The sequence below is a fragment of the Methylobacterium sp. Gmos1 genome (genome assembly GCF_053764715.1).
In genome coordinates this window covers 338,457-353,770 of the sequence record NZ_JBSNCC010000002.1, presented here as the reverse complement: position 1 = coordinate 353,770, position 15,314 = coordinate 338,457, and the positions used below count along the sequence as shown (strand labels likewise).

Annotated in this window: 14 protein-coding genes; 13 read left to right on the top strand and 1 reads right to left on the bottom strand. The window is 71.9% G+C overall.

Going from position 1 to position 15,314, the window contains the following annotated elements:
- Positions 1-202: 202 nt before the first annotated feature.
- From ccmE to ACS5PV_RS04720, 10 genes are all read left to right on the top strand, one after another.
- On the top strand, positions 203-706 hold the full coding sequence (ccmE, locus tag ACS5PV_RS04765; RefSeq protein ID WP_455394219.1) for a cytochrome c maturation protein CcmE: 504 nt from the start codon (positions 203-205) through the stop codon (positions 704-706).
- A 152-nt stretch (positions 707-858) separates the two neighbouring features.
- Positions 859-2,856 (top strand): heme lyase CcmF/NrfE family subunit, encoded by a 1,998-nt coding sequence (locus ACS5PV_RS04760; RefSeq protein ID WP_455394218.1) that lies wholly within the window; start codon positions 859-861, stop codon positions 2,854-2,856.
- 17 nt (positions 2,857-2,873) lie between these two features.
- The gene (locus ACS5PV_RS04755) at positions 2,874-3,344 is read left to right on the top strand and encodes a cytochrome c-type biogenesis protein (protein WP_455394217.1); all 471 of its coding nucleotides are present in this window, start codon (positions 2,874-2,876) and stop codon (positions 3,342-3,344) included.
- Complete coding sequence (locus tag ACS5PV_RS04750; RefSeq protein WP_455394216.1) at positions 3,341-4,336, top strand: P1 family peptidase; 996 nt, start codon at positions 3,341-3,343, stop codon at positions 4,334-4,336. Before ACS5PV_RS04755 ends, ACS5PV_RS04750 begins: the two co-directional genes overlap by 4 nt.
- 179 nt (positions 4,337-4,515) lie before the next feature.
- Positions 4,516-4,779 (top strand): hypothetical protein, encoded by a 264-nt coding sequence (locus ACS5PV_RS04745; RefSeq protein WP_455394215.1) that lies wholly within the window; start codon positions 4,516-4,518, stop codon positions 4,777-4,779.
- Positions 4,779-5,417 carry a Shedu anti-phage system protein SduA domain-containing protein gene (locus tag ACS5PV_RS04740; protein ID WP_455394214.1) on the top strand — a complete coding sequence of 213 codons (639 nt, stop codon included), beginning with the start codon at positions 4,779-4,781 and terminating at the stop codon, positions 5,415-5,417. Before ACS5PV_RS04745 ends, ACS5PV_RS04740 begins: the two co-directional genes overlap by 1 nt.
- A 241-nt stretch (positions 5,418-5,658) precedes the next feature.
- Entirely contained in the window at positions 5,659-6,030 is a 372-nt protein-coding gene (gene crcB / locus ACS5PV_RS04735) for a fluoride efflux transporter CrcB (protein ID WP_455394213.1), read from the top strand.
- 55 nt (positions 6,031-6,085) lie between these two features.
- On the top strand, positions 6,086-6,391 hold the full coding sequence (locus ACS5PV_RS04730; RefSeq protein ID WP_455394212.1) for a SelT/SelW/SelH family protein: 306 nt from the start codon (positions 6,086-6,088) through the stop codon (positions 6,389-6,391).
- 72 nt (positions 6,392-6,463) lie between these two features.
- Positions 6,464-8,971 carry a sensor histidine kinase gene (locus ACS5PV_RS04725; protein WP_455394211.1) on the top strand — a complete coding sequence of 836 codons (2,508 nt, stop codon included), beginning with the start codon at positions 6,464-6,466 and terminating at the stop codon, positions 8,969-8,971.
- Between the two features lie 167 nt (positions 8,972-9,138).
- Complete coding sequence (locus ACS5PV_RS04720; RefSeq protein ID WP_455394210.1) at positions 9,139-10,452, top strand: CHASE3 domain-containing protein; 1,314 nt, start codon at positions 9,139-9,141, stop codon at positions 10,450-10,452.
- Between the two features lie 156 nt (positions 10,453-10,608).
- Here ACS5PV_RS04720 and ACS5PV_RS04715 read toward each other — a convergent pair whose 3' ends face one another.
- On the bottom strand, positions 10,609-10,842 hold the full coding sequence (locus ACS5PV_RS04715; RefSeq protein WP_093568735.1) for a GcrA family cell cycle regulator: 234 nt from the start codon (positions 10,840-10,842) through the stop codon (positions 10,609-10,611).
- A gap of 361 nt (positions 10,843-11,203) precedes the next feature.
- Here ACS5PV_RS04715 and ACS5PV_RS04710 point away from each other — a divergent pair, with 361 nt between their 5' ends.
- The 3 genes from ACS5PV_RS04710 (at position 11,204) to ACS5PV_RS04700 (ending at position 15,297) form a co-directional block, all read left to right on the top strand.
- Positions 11,204-12,850, top strand: coding sequence for an inorganic phosphate transporter (locus ACS5PV_RS04710; RefSeq protein WP_455394209.1), 1,647 nt, complete (start codon positions 11,204-11,206; stop codon positions 12,848-12,850).
- Positions 12,851-12,959: 109 nt separating this feature from the next.
- Positions 12,960-13,973: an NAD-dependent epimerase/dehydratase family protein gene (locus tag ACS5PV_RS04705; protein WP_455394208.1), complete on the top strand. Its 1,014-nt coding sequence runs from the start codon at positions 12,960-12,962 to the stop codon at positions 13,971-13,973.
- Between the two features lie 73 nt (positions 13,974-14,046).
- Positions 14,047-15,297 carry a TetR/AcrR family transcriptional regulator gene (locus tag ACS5PV_RS04700; protein WP_455394207.1) on the top strand — a complete coding sequence of 417 codons (1,251 nt, stop codon included), beginning with the start codon at positions 14,047-14,049 and terminating at the stop codon, positions 15,295-15,297.
- Positions 15,298-15,314 lie beyond the last annotated feature (17 nt).

Below are 15,314 nucleotides of genomic sequence, written 5' to 3'. Positions count from 1 at the left end.
GAGAAGACCCGCGCCTCGTTCTTTCCCGGACAGTCCTGCGCAGAAGGGGGAGGGTTCAGGCCGGCGCATCTCGGCTTCGCCACACAAGCTCTGCTATATGATCACAACCAACAGAGCCGGTCCCGTATCGGCCGCCCCCGGGAGACGCCTCTCATGACCCTCGCCACCCCCCTCCCCCACCACCCCGCCTGAGCCCCGCCCCATGACGCGCCGGCGCCGCCGTTCCGTCCTCATTCTCGTCTGCGGCGCCGTGCTGGCGGTGGCCCTCGGGCTCGTCCTCTCGGCGATGCGCGACACCATCGTGTTCTTCCGCTCGCCCACCGAGGTGGCGGGCCAGAAGGTCGCGCCGGGCACCCGCTTCCGCCTCGGCGGGCTGGTGGAATCCGGCTCGCTCAAGCGCGAGGCCGACGGCAAGGTGGCGTTCGCCGTCACCGATACCGGCTCGACCGTGCAGGTGCGCTACCGCGGCCTGCTGCCCGACCTCTTTCGCGAGGGCCAGGGCGTGGTGACCGAGGGCGTGCTGGAGCCCGACGGGATCTTCCGCGCCGACACGGTGCTGGCCAAGCACGACGAGACCTACATGCCCCGCGAGGTCGCCGACGCCCTCAAGGCGCAGGGGCGCTGGCAGGAGGGCGGCGCCAAGCCCGTGCCGGGCGCCTCGGGCCAGGCGCAGGCCGAGCCCGTCTCCCGCACCGCCGTCAAATAGTCCCGCCCCGTGCGGCGGAAGGTCTTGGCGGCGCTCGGCCCGAAGCGGACTAAGGTGACGGCCGCGATCCGCCGCGGCAGGACGCCGGGCGGGAGAGCCGTCGACCGATCTCCCGTCCCGATGGACTTCACGCTCACCGAAAGGTCGCCCTGGTGCTGATCGAGGTTGGTCACTACGCCCTCGCCCTGGCGCTCGCCCTGTCGCTGACGCAGATGGTGATGCCGATCTGGGCGAGCCGCACCGGCGACCCCGTCTTGCGCAGCGTCACGGGGCCGGCGGCGCTCGCCACCTTCGCGTGCATCGCCTTCGCGTTCGCGGCGCTGACCTACGCCCACGTGACCTCGGACTTCTCGGTCCAGAACGTCGTCGAGAACTCGCACTCGATGAAGCCGCTGATCTACAAGATCTCCGGCGTCTGGGGGAACCACGAGGGCTCGATGCTGCTCTGGGTGCTGATCCTGGCGCTGTTCGGCGCCGTGGTGGCGCTCGCCCGCAACTCCGTGCCGCCCACCCTGCGCGCCAACACGCTCGGCGTGCAGGCCGCGATCACCGCGGTGTTCCTGCTCTTCATCCTGGTGACCTCGAACCCCTTCGCCCGGCTCAACCCGGCCCCGATGGAGGGGCGCGACCTCAATCCGCTGCTTCAGGATCCCGGCCTCGCGATCCATCCGCCGCTGCTCTATCTCGGCTATGTCGGCTTCTCGATCACCTTCGCCTTCGCCATCGCGGCCCTGATCGAGGGCCGGATCGACGCCGCCTGGGCCCGCGCCGTGCGGCCCTGGACGCTGGCGGCCTGGTGCTTCCTCACCGTCGGCATCGCCATGGGGTCGTACTGGGCGTATTACGAGCTCGGCTGGGGCGGCTGGTGGTTCTGGGACCCGGTCGAGAACGCCTCGCTGATGCCGTGGCTCGCCGGCACCGCGCTCGTCCACTCCACGGTGGTGATGGAGAAGCGCGACGCGCTCAAGGTCTGGACGGTGCTGCTCGCCATCCTGACCTTCTCGCTGTCGCTCCTCGGCACCTTCCTGGTGCGCTCCGGCGTCCTCACCTCGGTCCACACCTTCGCCACCGACCCGACGCGCGGCACCTTCATCCTCGGCATCCTGGTGCTGTTCATCGGCGGCTCGCTGGCGCTCTACGCCTGGCGCGCGCCGACCTTGCGCCAGGGCGGCCTGTTCGCGCCGATCTCGCGCGAGGGCGCGCTGGTGATGAACAACCTCTTCCTGTCGGCGGCCTGCGCCACGGTGCTGGTCGGCACGCTCTATCCCCTCGTCCTCGAATCGCTGACCGGCGAAAAGATCTCGGTCGGGCCGCCCTTCTTCAACCTGACCTTCCTGCCGCTCGCGGTGCCGCTGCTCCTCGTGGTGCCGTTCGGCCAGACGCTGGCGTGGAAGCGCGGCGACCTCGCGGCGGCGAGCCAGCGGCTGTTCGTAGGCTTCGCGCTCGCGCTCGCCGTCGCGCTCGCGGCCATCGCGGTCACCTGGGGCGGGCCGGTGGGGGCGCCGCTCGGCATCGGGCTCGGCGCCTACCTGATCCTCGGCGCCGCCCTCGAGATCGTCACCCGGGCCCGGGGCAAGACGCTCGGCCTGTCGCTGCGCCGCGCCGCCGGCCTGCCGCGCTCGGCCTGGGGCACGGCGCTGGCGCATGCCGGCGTCGGCGTCACGGTGATCGGCATCGCCGCGCAGGCCTGGAGCGTCGAATCCCTCGCCACGATCCAGCGCGGCGGCGAGTTGCGCGCCGGCCCCTACGTTGCGGCGCTGGAGGGCGTCCTGCCGCGGACCGGGCCGAACTACACCGAGACCGTGGCCCACCTGACCATCCGCGAGGGCGGGATTCCGGTCGGGGTGATCGAGCCGGGCAAGCGCTTCTACGCCTCGCGCAACATGTCGGTGAGCGAGGCGGGCCTGCTCACCCTCGGGGCGAGCCAGGTCTATGCCAGCGTCGGCGAGACCGGGACCGACGGTAGCGTCGGCATCCGCCTGTACTACAAGCCCCTGGTGCTGCTCATCTGGCTCGGCGCCGTGGTGATGGCGCTCGGCGGCGCTCTCTCCCTCACCGACCGGCGCTTCCGCGTCGGCGCCCCGGCCCTGCGCCCGGCGATCCGCGACGCGGCCGGCCCGGTGCCGCCGCACTCGGTCCCCGCAGAGTAGGACGATCAGTAGGCCCGATGCGCGCGCTCCGCTCCGCCCTCCTTGCCCTCGCGCTGCTGATGCCCGTCGCCGCCGGCGCGGTGCAGCCCGAGGAGGTGATGAAGGACCCGACGCTCGAGAAGCGGGCCCGGGCGATCTCGTCGGGCCTGCGCTGCCTCGTCTGCCAGAACCAGTCGATCGACGATTCCGACGCGCCGCTCGCCCGCGACCTGCGGCTGATCGTGCGCGAGCGCCTGCGCCAGGGCGACGACGACGACACGGTGCTGCACTACGTGGTCCAGCGCTACGGCGAGTTCGTGCTGCTGCGCCCGGTGGTCGCCTGGCACACCGCGCTCCTCTGGCTGACCCCGGTGCTGGTGGTCGGCCTCGGCGGTCTCGCCCTCTTCGCGGCGTCCCGGCGGCGGAGAGGGACGGCCGGGCCCAAGGCCCTCTCCGCCGCCGAGGAAGCGGCGGTCGCCGACCTGATGCGGCGGGCCGACTCGCGGTGAGCGGAAGCCTCACCGACATCGCCGGCATTCGCGTCGGCCACGCCGAGGACGCCCGGGCGCTCTCCGGCGTCACCGCGATCGTCTTCGATGCGCCCACCGTGGCGGCGGTCGACGTCCGCGGCGGCGGCCCCGGCACCCGGGAGACCGACCTCCTCGATCCCGAGCGTACGGTGGCGGGGGTCGACGCCCTCGTGTTGTCCGGCGGCTCGGTCTTCGGGCTCGACGCCGGCGGCGGGGTCGTCGCCCGGCTCGCCGAGACCGGCCGCGGCTTCGCGGTCGGACCGGCACGGGTGCCGATCGTGCCGGCGGCGATCCTGTTCGACCTCCTCAACGGCGGCGACAAGGCCTGGGGCCGCTACGCGCCCTACCGCGACCTCGGCTACGCCGCGGCGGTCGCGGCAAGCGGCGGTCCGGTGGCGATGGGCTCGGTCGGGGCCGGGCTCGGGGCGCGCACCGCCAACCTCAAGGGCGGCCTCGGCAGCGCCTCGGCCCCGGTCGAGGGCACGGGCGCCCGCGTCGCCGCCCTGGTGGCGGTGAACGCGCTCGGGCGCGTCACGGTCGGAGACGGCCCGCATTTCTGGGCCGGGCCGTTCGAGATCGGCGACGAGTTCGGGGGCCTCGGCCCCGCGCCGAGAATCCCGGCCGACGCCTTCGCCTGGCCGGCAAAGCCGATGCCCGGCGCCAACACGACGATCGCGGTGGTCGCGACCGACGCCCGCCTCACCAAGGCCGAGGCCCGCCGCCTCGCGGTGACGGCGCAGGACGGCCTCGCCCGGGCGATCGTGCCGGCCCACACCCCCCTCGACGGCGACCTCGTCTTTTCCGCCGCGACCGGTGCCGTGCCGCTCGCCGATCCGGTCGGGGATCTGGCGCGCCTCGGCGACGCGGCGGCGCGGGTGCTGGCGCGGGCGGTGGCTTTGGGGGTCTACCATGCGCGGGCGTTGCCGGTGGCGGGGGCGCAGGCGGCGTGGCGGGACCGGTTCGGTGGGTGAGGGAAGGCGTGCGGTGCACATCCACGCCATGCACCACTCCTTAAGCGAAGCGGCTCGACAGCCGCGAGGGATAGGGTTGGAACGGACCTGCTGCCCAATGGTATCTGGACGGCTGTGCCCAGCCTTCTTACCTTGTTGACGTAATCGTTCGCACGCGGAGAACCGGGAGGGCGGACACAATGACGACGACGGAACGTCAGCAGGAGCGGCGCGTGTCGATCAGCAACACCGCGTCGAACATGCTGTCATCACTGTTCCCGACGAGCAAGGCGAAGGTCGATGCCGCCTTCGAGACGATCAAGGCTGACATGGCCGATCCGGCCAATGTCCAGAAGCTCGCCGGGTTCGACGATGTTTACGTGGCACGTGGACATGGAATCCGTGTCGTGTTCAAGCAGGATGGTGACGGCACAGTGATTACAGCCGTTGCCGCCGAGGGCTGATGGTCAAGCCCTACTTCGAGGATCATAGTTTCGACCTCGCCGCGGCCGAACTGGAACTCGCGGCATTCAAGCACCTTCTCGACACGAATACGGACTTGGCCGAGCGCGGGCAGGTGCTCGCTAATTTTGACCGATGGCCGAACTTGTGCGCGATGTTCGGCTTCTATCACGCCAGGATCCAGTTCGCCGATCGGATCAAGCGCGAGTTTCGCATCGGATCTTTCTTTCGGACCGATCTGACCGTCAGACGCTCGGATACGGACAGCGTTTGTGTCGTCGAGTTCGAGGGTGCTTCGAGCAAGGATATCTTCGAGCCGAGCAAGAGAGGCATCGACCCATGGGCCCGCACCTTCGAGAAAGGCTTCAGCCAGATCGTCGATTGGGCTTGGGCGCTCGATACCTACCGTACAAATCCTGATTTCATCGACGCATTCGGAAGTCCGCGGCCGAACTTGGTCGGCGTTCTCGTGATCGGTCGCGCGACCAGCCTCGCGAATCGGACTGCGAAGGATCGTTGGGAGTGGCGCCGCAATAAGGTGAATGTCGACGGAATGAAAGTATCGCTGATCACGTTTGATGAACTCTGCGAAGATTTCGAGGTGATGCTGACACTGAAGAAAACAGGATTGGCTCGGTAGGCGCAGCCGGCGACTCGGCGCCATATGAAATCCGTTGCGGCGCGCGGTCCGCGATTGTGCCGAGTTGATACCCACAATGGCATCGAGCACATTTTCATGCATTCCGTAGCTAATGACTTAAAACCGCAGATATACGCCCCAGATTTCATTCGCAAATAGCAAATTTTAGGATAAATTTATTTGTTATGGAGAGCAACGGTGCAGCAGATGCTGTCTGAAATGCGGGAAAGGCGTCGAATCCATGAGCTACCTGGTGGTCTTTCTCGGCGCCGGCCTCGGCGGGGCCCTGCGCCACGGCGTCAACCTCTGGGCGGCGCGGGCGGGCAGCGGCTTCCCGTTCGGCACGATGCTAATCAACATCGCGGGCTCGATCCTGATGGGGGTGCTCACCGGCTGGTTCGCGGCCCGCGGCGGAGGCCCGCAGGCCCTGCGGCTGTTCCTCACCACCGGGGTGCTCGGCGGCTTCACCACCTTCTCGACCTTCTCGCTCGAGGCCTTCCTGCTCTGGGAGCGCGGCGCGCACGCGGCGGCGCTGGCTTACGTCGGGGTCTCGGTCGCGGCCGGCATCGCGGGCGTCGGGGTGAGCCTCTGGATGCTGCGCCAGCTCGCGTGAGCGGACGCCGCGCGGGTTGACAAGCGGGGGGATCGGAGGCGGAGTCTTCCCCACGATGAGCGACACCGTCCCCCGTCCAGAGGCCGAGAAGCCCCGCATCGCCATCACCTACTGCACCCAGTGCAACTGGCTGCTGCGGGCCGGCTGGATGGCGCAGGAGCTGCTCTCGACGTTCCGCGACGCGATCGGCGAGGTGGCGCTGATCCCCGGCACCGGCGGCGCCTTCGCGATCACCTGCGGCGACGCCCTGATCTGGGAGCGCAAGCGCGACGGGGGATTTCCCGACATCAAGACCCTCAAGCAGCGGGTGCGCGACCGGATCGAGCCCGGCCGCGACCTCGGCCACATCGACAGGGCCTGACCCCTTGACCCGACCGCGCCGCCCGCGCGCGACCAGGACCCCACCTCCGGACCCCGTCATGAGGACCACGCGATGATCCGCCGCCGGCTCCACGCCCTGCGGCGGGACGGGCTGTCGACGCAGGTCTACCTCGTCGCCCTGGCGATCGCGCTGATCGGGCCGGGCCTGATCTTCACCGCCGTTCTGCTCGGCCGCTACGCCTCCCTGGAGCGCGTCCGCTTCCAGCAGGATGCCCGCGAGAGCGTGCGCGGCATCGCCCTCAGCATCGACCGCGACATCGCCGGGCTGGTCTCGGTGCTTCAGACCCTCGCGGCCTCGCCGCGGCTTCGGCAAGACGGCCTCGGCGGCTTCGAGACCCAGGCCCGGGCGGTGACCGAGACGACGGGCCTCCACCTCTCCTTGCGCCGGCGCGACGGGACGCAGCTGGTCAACACCGCCCTGCCCCCCGGCGCGCCGCTGCCGCAGGACCCGCATCCCGAGGATGCCAAGGTGCTGGCGACGCGCCAGCCGGTGGTCGGCGGCGTCCGCGCCGGCGCGCCCGGGCGGCCGCCGACCTACGACGTGGCGGTGCCGGTGACGATCGAGGGAGCGCCGGCCTACGTGCTCAGCGTCACGGTGCCGGTGGAGCGGCTGCACCAAATCCTGGTCCAGGACCTCGCGCCGGGCTGGACCACCGGCATCATCGACCGCAGCGGCCTCCTGCTCGCCCGCTCGGAGGACCATGCCGGTCTCGCCGGCCAGCCGATGCAGGCCGCCCTGCGCAGCTCCCCGACCGGCTCCGCCGACATCTGGGAGGGGATCGACCGGCGCCGGCGGCCGGTGCTCTACGTCGAGACCACCGCCAAGGCGGCGGGCTGGACCGTCGGCGCCAGCATCCCGCGCCAGCAGGTCGAGGCGCCGTTGCGCCACTGGGTCGTGGCCTTCGGGGGGTTCGGGCTCCTGGCGCTCGCCGTCTCGTCGGTGCTCGCGGTCAAGCTGTGGGCCCGGGTCGCCGAGCCCCTGCGCCAGCTGGCCGCGGCCGGCGGGGCGCTCGCCGCCGGCCAGCCGGTGCCGCGGGTCTCGACGCCCATCCGCGAGATCCGCCAGCTCGCCGACACCCTGGCCGACGCCTCGCAGAGCCTGCGCCGCCGCATCGCCGAGCGCGACCAGGCGCTCGACCAGCAGAGCCGCAGCCTCGCGGCGCTCCGCGAGAGCGAGGCGCGCTTCCGTCACATGGCCGATTCCGCCCCGGCCCTGATCTGGATGACCGACGAGGCGGGCGAGGTCGTGTTCGTCAACCTCCATTTCGGCTACCTGTTCGGCCGCCAGGCCGACACCCTGACGGAAGGCCGCTGGCGCGAGATCATCCACCCGGACGACCTTCCCGCCTTCGAGGCGGCGTTCGAGGGCGCGTTCTCCGCGCGCACGCCGTTCCGCCACGCCACCCGGGTGATCGACCGGCACGGGGCGACGCGCTGGATCCTGTGCGAGGGCGTCGCCCGCCTCGACGATCACGGCCGCTTCCTCGGCTATACCGGCTGCAACGTCGACGTCACCGAGGCCAAGGACGCCGAGACGGCTTTGCGCGAGGGCGAGGAGCGCCTGCGGCTGGCGCTCGCCGCCGGGCGGCTGGGCACCTGGGAGATCGATCTCGCGACCGGGCAGCACCGCCTCTCGGCCCGCTCGGCCGAGATCTTCGGGACCGCTCCGCTCTCGCGCGAGGCCTGGACCCGCATCGTGCACCCGGAGGACCGGGCCCGGATCGAGGCGGCGCTCGCCGACCTGCTCGCGGGCGCGGCCGAGTACCGCACCGAGTTCCGGATCCGGACCGACGACGCCCCCCTGCGCTGGGTCAGCGCCCAGGCGATCGTGCAGCGCGACGCCGGGGGCCGGGCGCGCCGGGTGATCGGCATCCACCAGGAGGTGACCGAGCGCAAGCGGGCCGAGGAGCATCTGCGCCTGCTGGTGCACGAGCTGAACCACCGGGTGAAGAACACGCTCGCCACCGTGCAGTCGATCGCGATGCAGAGCCTGCGCGGCCTCGACGGGCCGCAGGCGGCGGCCGCCAAGACGGCCTTCGAGGCGCGGCTGATCGCGCTCGCCCGCGTCCACGACGTGCTCACCCGCGAGAGCTGGGAGGGGGCGGAGCTGGCCGAGGTGGTGAGGGACGCGCTCGCCCCCCTCGACGGGCCGGGCGCGCGCTTCCTCGTCGGCGGTCCGGCCCTGCGCCTGCCGCCCCGCATCGCCCTCTCGATCGCCATGGCGCTGCACGAGCTCGCCACCAACGCGGTCAAGTACGGCGCCCTCTCGGTGCCGGCGGGCCAGGTCGCGCTGTCGTGGAGCGCCGCCGAGGGGTGCCTGTCGCTGCGCTGGCAGGAGCGCGGCGGGCCGCCGGTCGTCCCCCCGACCCGCACCGGCTTCGGCTCCCGCCTGATCGAGCGCAGCCTCGCCCGCGAGCTCGACGGCACGGTGAGCCTGAGCTTTCCGCGCGAGGGCGTGGTCTGCACCATCGTGGCGCCGCTCGCCGAGCCGGGCGGCGCGCGACCGGAGCAGGCGGAGAGCGGCGTGCCGGCCCGGCGCCGGGTGGCGGGGCAGGGATGAGGCGCGGCGTCCGGACCGGTCGTCCCGTCGGTCGGGTCATGGAATAATCATCCCATACCCTACGTCATCCGGAAGTAGGCCGCCCGGTCGATGGCGGCCGCCGGGGCGCGCCCCATATCGCCGGGAGCCGAGGGCCCGTCCCGCGCCCGGCGCCGGACGGATCCGCCATGACCCCAGACCCGACGCCAAGCCCCCCGGGCCGCCGGCCGCTCCGCGCGCGGCTCGGCGCCGTGCGCGGCCGGGCCGGGCTCACCACCGCGGGCGCCGCCCTGCTGCTGCTGGTCGGCTCCGCCAACGGGTTGCTGCTGGCCTGGCAGAGCAGCGTCCAGCACCGCATCACCCATACCCTGTCGATCGATCGCACCCTGATGCAGGTGCTGGCCGACCTCCTCGACAGCGAGACCGGGCAGCGCGGCTACCTGCTGACCGGCGATCCGGCCTTCCTGGTGCCCTACACCGCAGGCCAGGCCCGGATCGCCGCCGAGCTGCCGGTGCTGGAGGCGGAGCTGCGCGCCTCCTCGACCCAGGAGGCGCGCCTTGCCACCCTGCGCCCCGCCATCGACCGCAAGTTCGCCGAGCTCGACCGGACGCTCGCCCTCGACCGCGCCGGCGACCGCGACGGGGCCCTCGCCCTGGTGCGGGCGGGCGAGGGCAAGGCGGAGATGGACGAGATCCGCCGGATCATCGAGGCGATGCGCGCCCAGGAGGACGCGCTGCTGATGGGCTACCAGCAGCACGCCCACCGGATCGAGGCGATGGTCGGGATCGGCAGCGTGGTGTCGGTCGGCATCATGGCGCTGCTCGCGGTCCTAGCCCTGCGCGAGGCGGCGCGGCGGGCCGCCCTGTCGCGCTTCCTGCCCGCCGAGCTGGCGCCGCTGCTCGAGCGCGGCGGCAGCATGGAGCAGGGCGGCGGCCTGCGGCTCGGCGAGCGGCGCCACGCGGCGATCGCCTTCGTCGACATGCGCGGCTCCACCACCATCGCCGAGCGGGCCGACCCCGAGACGGTGGCGATCCTGGTCACGGGCTTCCGCCGCTGCGTCGCCCAGGCCGCCCGGGAGACCGGCGGCGTGATCGACAAGTTCATGGGCGACGGCGCGCTCGTGGTGTTCGGCGTGCCCGACGCACGGGCGGACGCCGCGGCCGAAGCCCTCGACTTCGCCGGACGTCTGGAGGTCCTGGTGGCCGAGTGGAACGCGGGATCGGGCGAGCCCCCGGTGCGGATCGGCATCGGGGTGCATTGCGGCGAGGTGTTCGTCGGCGTGGTCGGCGACGACGACCGGCTCGAATTCACCGTGCTCGGGGACGCGGTCAACGTCGCGGCCCGGCTCGAGCAGGCGACCAAGACCTTCGGGACCACCACGCTCGTGTCGCAGGCCGCGCTCGACGCGGCGCGGGCCTCCGGGACGGAGTGGCACGAGGTCAGCCGCCAGCCGCTGCGCGGCCGGCAGGAAGCCTTCCCGATCTACGGCCGGGCGGCCTGAGACGGGTGGAGGCGAAAACGGCGCGGGACGGGTAGCGGTCCCGGCCGGACTTTGCTAGAGAATCGTCCGATCGCGGTGCGATCGGACGATGCTCTAGGTTATTGGTTTTGCCGCATTTTCTTCGACGAACCGGTATCCACTTCGTCGGAAAATGCTTTAGCGCAGCCGCCCCGGCCGGGTCGGCTCGAAGACGATCCGGCGATGGAAGGCGCACCAGCTCTTGCCGTCCTGCACCGGCGCGCCGCAGCAGACCGCACGGTCGTTCGGCTCGCCGATGATGAACTTGCACACGAAGGCGCCCGATTGGGCGAACGGAACCCGGAGGCTCGGGGAGGGCTCCTCGACGGTGTCTGCGGTCACGATATGCGACATGCGCACGAGCTGGTTCATCGGGTACTGACTCGCTGGCCTTGCGTCACCCTCGACCAGGAGGGTACCGGGCCGGTTCGTGGCGGGCAGGTCCGTCACCGGATTCCGCCCCCCATGGGTACCGCGGCCCTGAGAGACCCGTGCGCACACGCGTCACAGGGCAGCGGTGATCATCCGAATTTGGGGTTGCGTTGCGCAGAACGCAAGCCCCCTAAGCATTTACCCCTGTTTTTCCTCACCCCGGACGGGTCCGCGCGCGGCCGGGCCGGTTCCGGCGCCGTCATCGACTTGCCATCCACAGCTCCTATCCTTTGGTCGCACAGGCGCCCGCGGCGAGACCGCCCGAGCCGGCGCAAGGCAGGGTCGCGAGGAGCCTCACCGCATGTCAGACGCCGCCCTCGCCCCCGACCGCGCCGGCGCGGCGCCCGCTCGCGCCCGCCCCGGCCCCCGCCTCGACCACGGCCTGCATCCGGCGGCGACGGTCGGCTTCCTGGCGGTGCTCGCCGCGGGCCTGGCCTATGGCGGCTACAACCTCGTCTCCGACATGCAGCGGGCCGGCCAGCCGCCGCTCGCCATCGGGGCCTTCGCGCTCCTCGGCCTCGCCCTGGTGATCGCCCTCGCCTTCGAGTTCGTGAACGGCTTCCACGACACCGCCAACGCGGTGGCGACCGTGATCTACACCCACTCGATGCCGCCGGTCGTCGCGGTGGTCTGGTCGGGCGCGTTCAACTTCCTCGGCGTCATGGCCTCGACGGGGGCGGTGGCCTACAGCGTCGTGACGCTGCTGCCGGTGGAGCTGATCCTCCAGGTCGGCTCGGGCGCCGGCTACGCGATGATCTTCGCGCTGCTGCTCGCGGCGATCGTGTGGAACCTCGGCACCTGGGCGCTCGGCCTGCCGAACTCCTCCTCGCACGCGCTGATCGGCTCGGTGATCGGCGTGGGTCTCGCCAACCAGCTGATGGCGCCGGGCCACGCCGCCTCCGGCGTCGCCTGGGGCCAGGCCCTGAACGTGCTCGAATCGCTCCTGTTCAGCCCGATCGTCGGCTTCGTCTGCGCCGCCCTCCTGCTGCTGGCGCTCAAGCGCCTGGTGCGGCGGCCCGACCTCTACCGCGCGCCCGAGGGAGAGGCGTCGCCGCCGCTGTGGATCCGCGGCCTCCTGATCCTGACCTGCACCGGCGTGTCCTTCGCGCATGGCGGCAACGACGGCCAGAAGGGCATGGGGCTCATCATGCTGATCCTGATCGGCGCCGCGCCCACCGCCTACGCGCTCAACCGCACCATGCCGGATTCGAGCACCCCGGCCTTCGTGCAGGGCTCGCAAGGGGCGAGCCGGGTGTTTCGCGACCATGCCGGCTCCGCCGCCGTGCCCGACCCCGCCGGCGCCCGGGCGAGGATCGGCGAGGCCCTGAAGGCGGAATCGCCGGCCAAGGCCCTCGCGGCGCCCGACGGCCTCGCGGCGCTCGCGGGCCTTGCGGACGACATTGCCACCGAGGTGAAGAACTACGGCGCCATCCGGCACGTGCCGGCGGAGGCGACGCAGAACCTGCGCAACGACATGTACCTCGCCGGCGACGCGGTGCGGCTCCTCACCGGCGAGCACTCGCCCTTCTCCGACACGGAGAAGACGACCCTCAAGGACTACCAGCGCACCCTCGACGACGGCACCCGCTACATCCCGACCTGGGTCAAGGTCGTGGTCGCCCTGGCGCTAGGCCTCGGCACGATGGTGGGCTGGAAGCGGATCGTCGTCACGGTCGGCGAGCGCATCGGCAAGCAGCACCTGACCTACGCGCAGGGAGCGTCGGCGGAAGCGGTCGCCGCCGGCACGATCGGGCTCGCCGAGGCCTACGGCATGCCGGTCTCGACCACTCACATCCTGTCGAGCGGCGTCGCCGGCACGATGTGGGCCAACGGCACCGGCTTGCAGACGGCGACGGTGCGCAACCTGGCGCTCGCCTGGATCCTCACCCTGCCGGCGGCGATCACGCTGGCGGGCGTGCTGTACTGGGGCCTGCGGCACGTGTTCTGAGAGTGCGTGTTCCGCGGGCGGCGCGCGGGTCTGGCAACCCGGCCCGCCCTCGTGTAACCGCCCCCGGCGGGCACTCGGGCCCGCGAGCCACGCGCCCCAAGGACCCGCCATGCGCTTCCTCGTGACAGGCACGGCCGGCTTCATCGGCTTCCACTGCGCCCGGCGCCTGCTCCAGGCCGGCCACGAGGTCGTGGGGGTCGACGGGCTGACCGACTACTACGACGTCGCCCTGAAGGAGGCGCGGCTGGCCCACCTCGCGGCCCTGCCCGGCTTCTCGTCCCACGCCTTCATGCTGGAGGAGCCCGGCGCCTTCATGGCGCTGATGGCCGAGGCGCGGCCCGACGTGGTGGTGCACCTCGCCGCGCAGGCCGGGGTGCGCTACAGCCTGGAGCACCCGGAGGCCTACGTCTCGGGCAACGTGGTGGGCACGTTCCAGGTGCTGGAGGGCTGCCGGGCGCATCCGGTGCGCCACCTGCTCTTCGCCTCGACCTCCTCGGCCTATGGCGGCAACCAGGCTGTGCCGTTCCGCGAGACCGACCTGGCGGTGTGGCCGCTCACCATCTACGCCGCCTCGAAGCTCGCCGGCGAGGCGATGGCGCATTCCTACGCCCACCTGTGGAAGATCCCCACCACCGCGTTCCGGTTCTTCACCGTCTACGGGCCGTGGGGCCGGCCCGACATGGCCTTGTTCCTGTTCACCCGGAAGATCCTGGCCGGCGAACCGATCGAGGTCTACGACCACGGTCGCGCCGTGCGGGACTTCACCTACATCGACGACCTCGTCGAGAGCATCGTCAGGCTGGTCGACGTCCCCCCTCCCCCGCCCGGCACGGGCGGCGTCTCGGCCGCCGACACCCTGAGCCCGGTCGCGCCCTACCGGATGGTCAATATCGGCGGCGGCCGCCCGGTCAGCGTCTCGGCGATGCTCGACGCCCTGGAGGCGGCGCTCGGCCGCAAGGCCGTGCGCCACCTGCGCGACCTGCCCCCCGGCGACGTCGAGCGGACGGAGGCGAGCACCGATCTCCTGCGCGACCTCGTCGGCTACGTGCCGGCAACCCCCGTCGAGGCCGGCATCCCCGCCTTCGTCGCCTGGTACCGGGAGCATTACGGCACGACGGCGTGACGACGCGGGCGGGAGAGTGGCCCCGACGAATCACCGGCTTGTCACGGGGCCCGCGACAGTGCTCAATCCCCCCATGCCCCGCAGCCTCGATCCCGAGACCGCGCCCGTTCCCGACGCGGCGCCGCGCCAGACCCGGCGCTACGCCCAGAAGCGCGACGCGATCCTCCACGCCGCCGCCGCCCTGATCAACGAGGCCGGCGTGAAGGGCACGACGCTCACCGACGTCGCCCGCAGCGTCGGGCTGATGACGAACAGCGTGACCTACTACTACCGCCGCAAGGAGGACCTGGCGGCGGCCTGCTTCCTGCACACGATCGGGGTGCTCGACGCCCTGGTGGCGCGGGCCGAGGCGGCGCCCGACGGGCCGGCGCGGCTCGCCCGCCTCCTCGACCTGATGGTCGCCCACCGGGCCGCGATGGCGGCGGGCGAGGAGCCGGACCTCGCGGTGCTCCACGACGTGCGGGCCCTGCCCGCCCCCCAGGCCGAGAGCGTGTTCTTTGCCTACAACGCGCTGTTTCGCCGCCTGCGCGGCCTGTTCGACGACGGCCTCGACCGGGCGGACCGCAACGCCCGCACCCACCTGCTGCTCTCGGTGATCCACTCGACCCGGCTGTGGATCGGCCGCTACGAGCCGCGGGACTACGCCCGGGCCGGCGCCCGGATGACCGACCTCCTGACGAACGGCCTCGCCGCGCCGCGCTCGACGTGGCGCCCCGCCCTCCTGCCCGAGCAGGCGCCGCCGGAGGAGAGCGAGGTCTCGCCCGAGGCGTTCCTTCGCGCCGCCACGATCCTCATCAACCAGCAGGGCTATCGCGGCGCCTCGGTCGAGAAGATCTCCGGCCTCCTCAAGGTCACCAAGGGCTCGTTCTACCACCACAACGACAACAAGGACGACCTCGTCGCCAACTGCTTCGCCCGCAGCTTCGCGCAGATCCGGGCGGTGCAGGACGCCGCCGACGCGAAGGGCGGCAGCGGCTGGGACCGGATCTGCACCGCATCCGCCACGCTGGTGCGCAGCCAGCTCGGCCCCGGGGGGCCGCTCCTGCGCGTCACCGCCTTCAGCGCCCTGCCGGAGGCCCTGCGCACCGAGACCCGGCGCACGATGAACCGCCTGACCGAGCGCTTCGGCTTCTGCCTCGTCGACGGCATGGCCGACGGCTCGGTGCGCCCGCACGATGCCGGCATCGCCGCCCAGCTCGTCTCCAGCATGGTCAACGCCGCCGCCGAACTGCCGTCCTGGGTGCCGGGGGTGACGCCGGACAACGCGGCGGATCTCTATGCGCGGCCGTTGTTTCTCGGGTTGTTCGCGCCGGCGGCGCGGTGAGGGCAGATCGGATCGGC

Bases quoted from the DNA above. Each gene is read 5' to 3' on its own strand.
- ACS5PV_RS04720 (WP_455394210.1), top strand. From the start codon at position 9,139: ATGACCCCAGACCCGACGCCAAGCCCCCCGGGCCGCCGGCCGCTCCGC.
- ACS5PV_RS04705 (WP_455394208.1), top strand. From the start codon at position 12,960: ATGCGCTTCCTCGTGACAGGCACGGCCGGCTTCATCGGCTTCCACTGC.
- ACS5PV_RS04700 (WP_455394207.1), top strand. From the start codon at position 14,047: ATGCCCCGCAGCCTCGATCCCGAGACCGCGCCCGTTCCCGACGCGGCG.
- ACS5PV_RS04730 (WP_455394212.1), top strand. From the start codon at position 6,086: ATGAGCGACACCGTCCCCCGTCCAGAGGCCGAGAAGCCCCGCATCGCC.
- ACS5PV_RS04725 (WP_455394211.1), top strand. From the start codon at position 6,464: ATGATCCGCCGCCGGCTCCACGCCCTGCGGCGGGACGGGCTGTCGACG.
- ccmE (WP_455394219.1), top strand. From the start codon at position 203: ATGACGCGCCGGCGCCGCCGTTCCGTCCTCATTCTCGTCTGCGGCGCC.
- ACS5PV_RS04755 (WP_455394217.1), top strand. From the start codon at position 2,874: ATGCGCGCGCTCCGCTCCGCCCTCCTTGCCCTCGCGCTGCTGATGCCC.
- crcB (WP_455394213.1), top strand. From the start codon at position 5,659: ATGAGCTACCTGGTGGTCTTTCTCGGCGCCGGCCTCGGCGGGGCCCTG.
- ACS5PV_RS04715 (WP_093568735.1), bottom strand. From the start codon at position 10,842: ATGAACCAGCTCGTGCGCATGTCGCATATCGTGACCGCAGACACCGTC.
- ACS5PV_RS04740 (WP_455394214.1), top strand. From the start codon at position 4,779: ATGGTCAAGCCCTACTTCGAGGATCATAGTTTCGACCTCGCCGCGGCC.
- ACS5PV_RS04745 (WP_455394215.1), top strand. From the start codon at position 4,516: ATGACGACGACGGAACGTCAGCAGGAGCGGCGCGTGTCGATCAGCAAC.
- ACS5PV_RS04710 (WP_455394209.1), top strand. From the start codon at position 11,204: ATGTCAGACGCCGCCCTCGCCCCCGACCGCGCCGGCGCGGCGCCCGCT.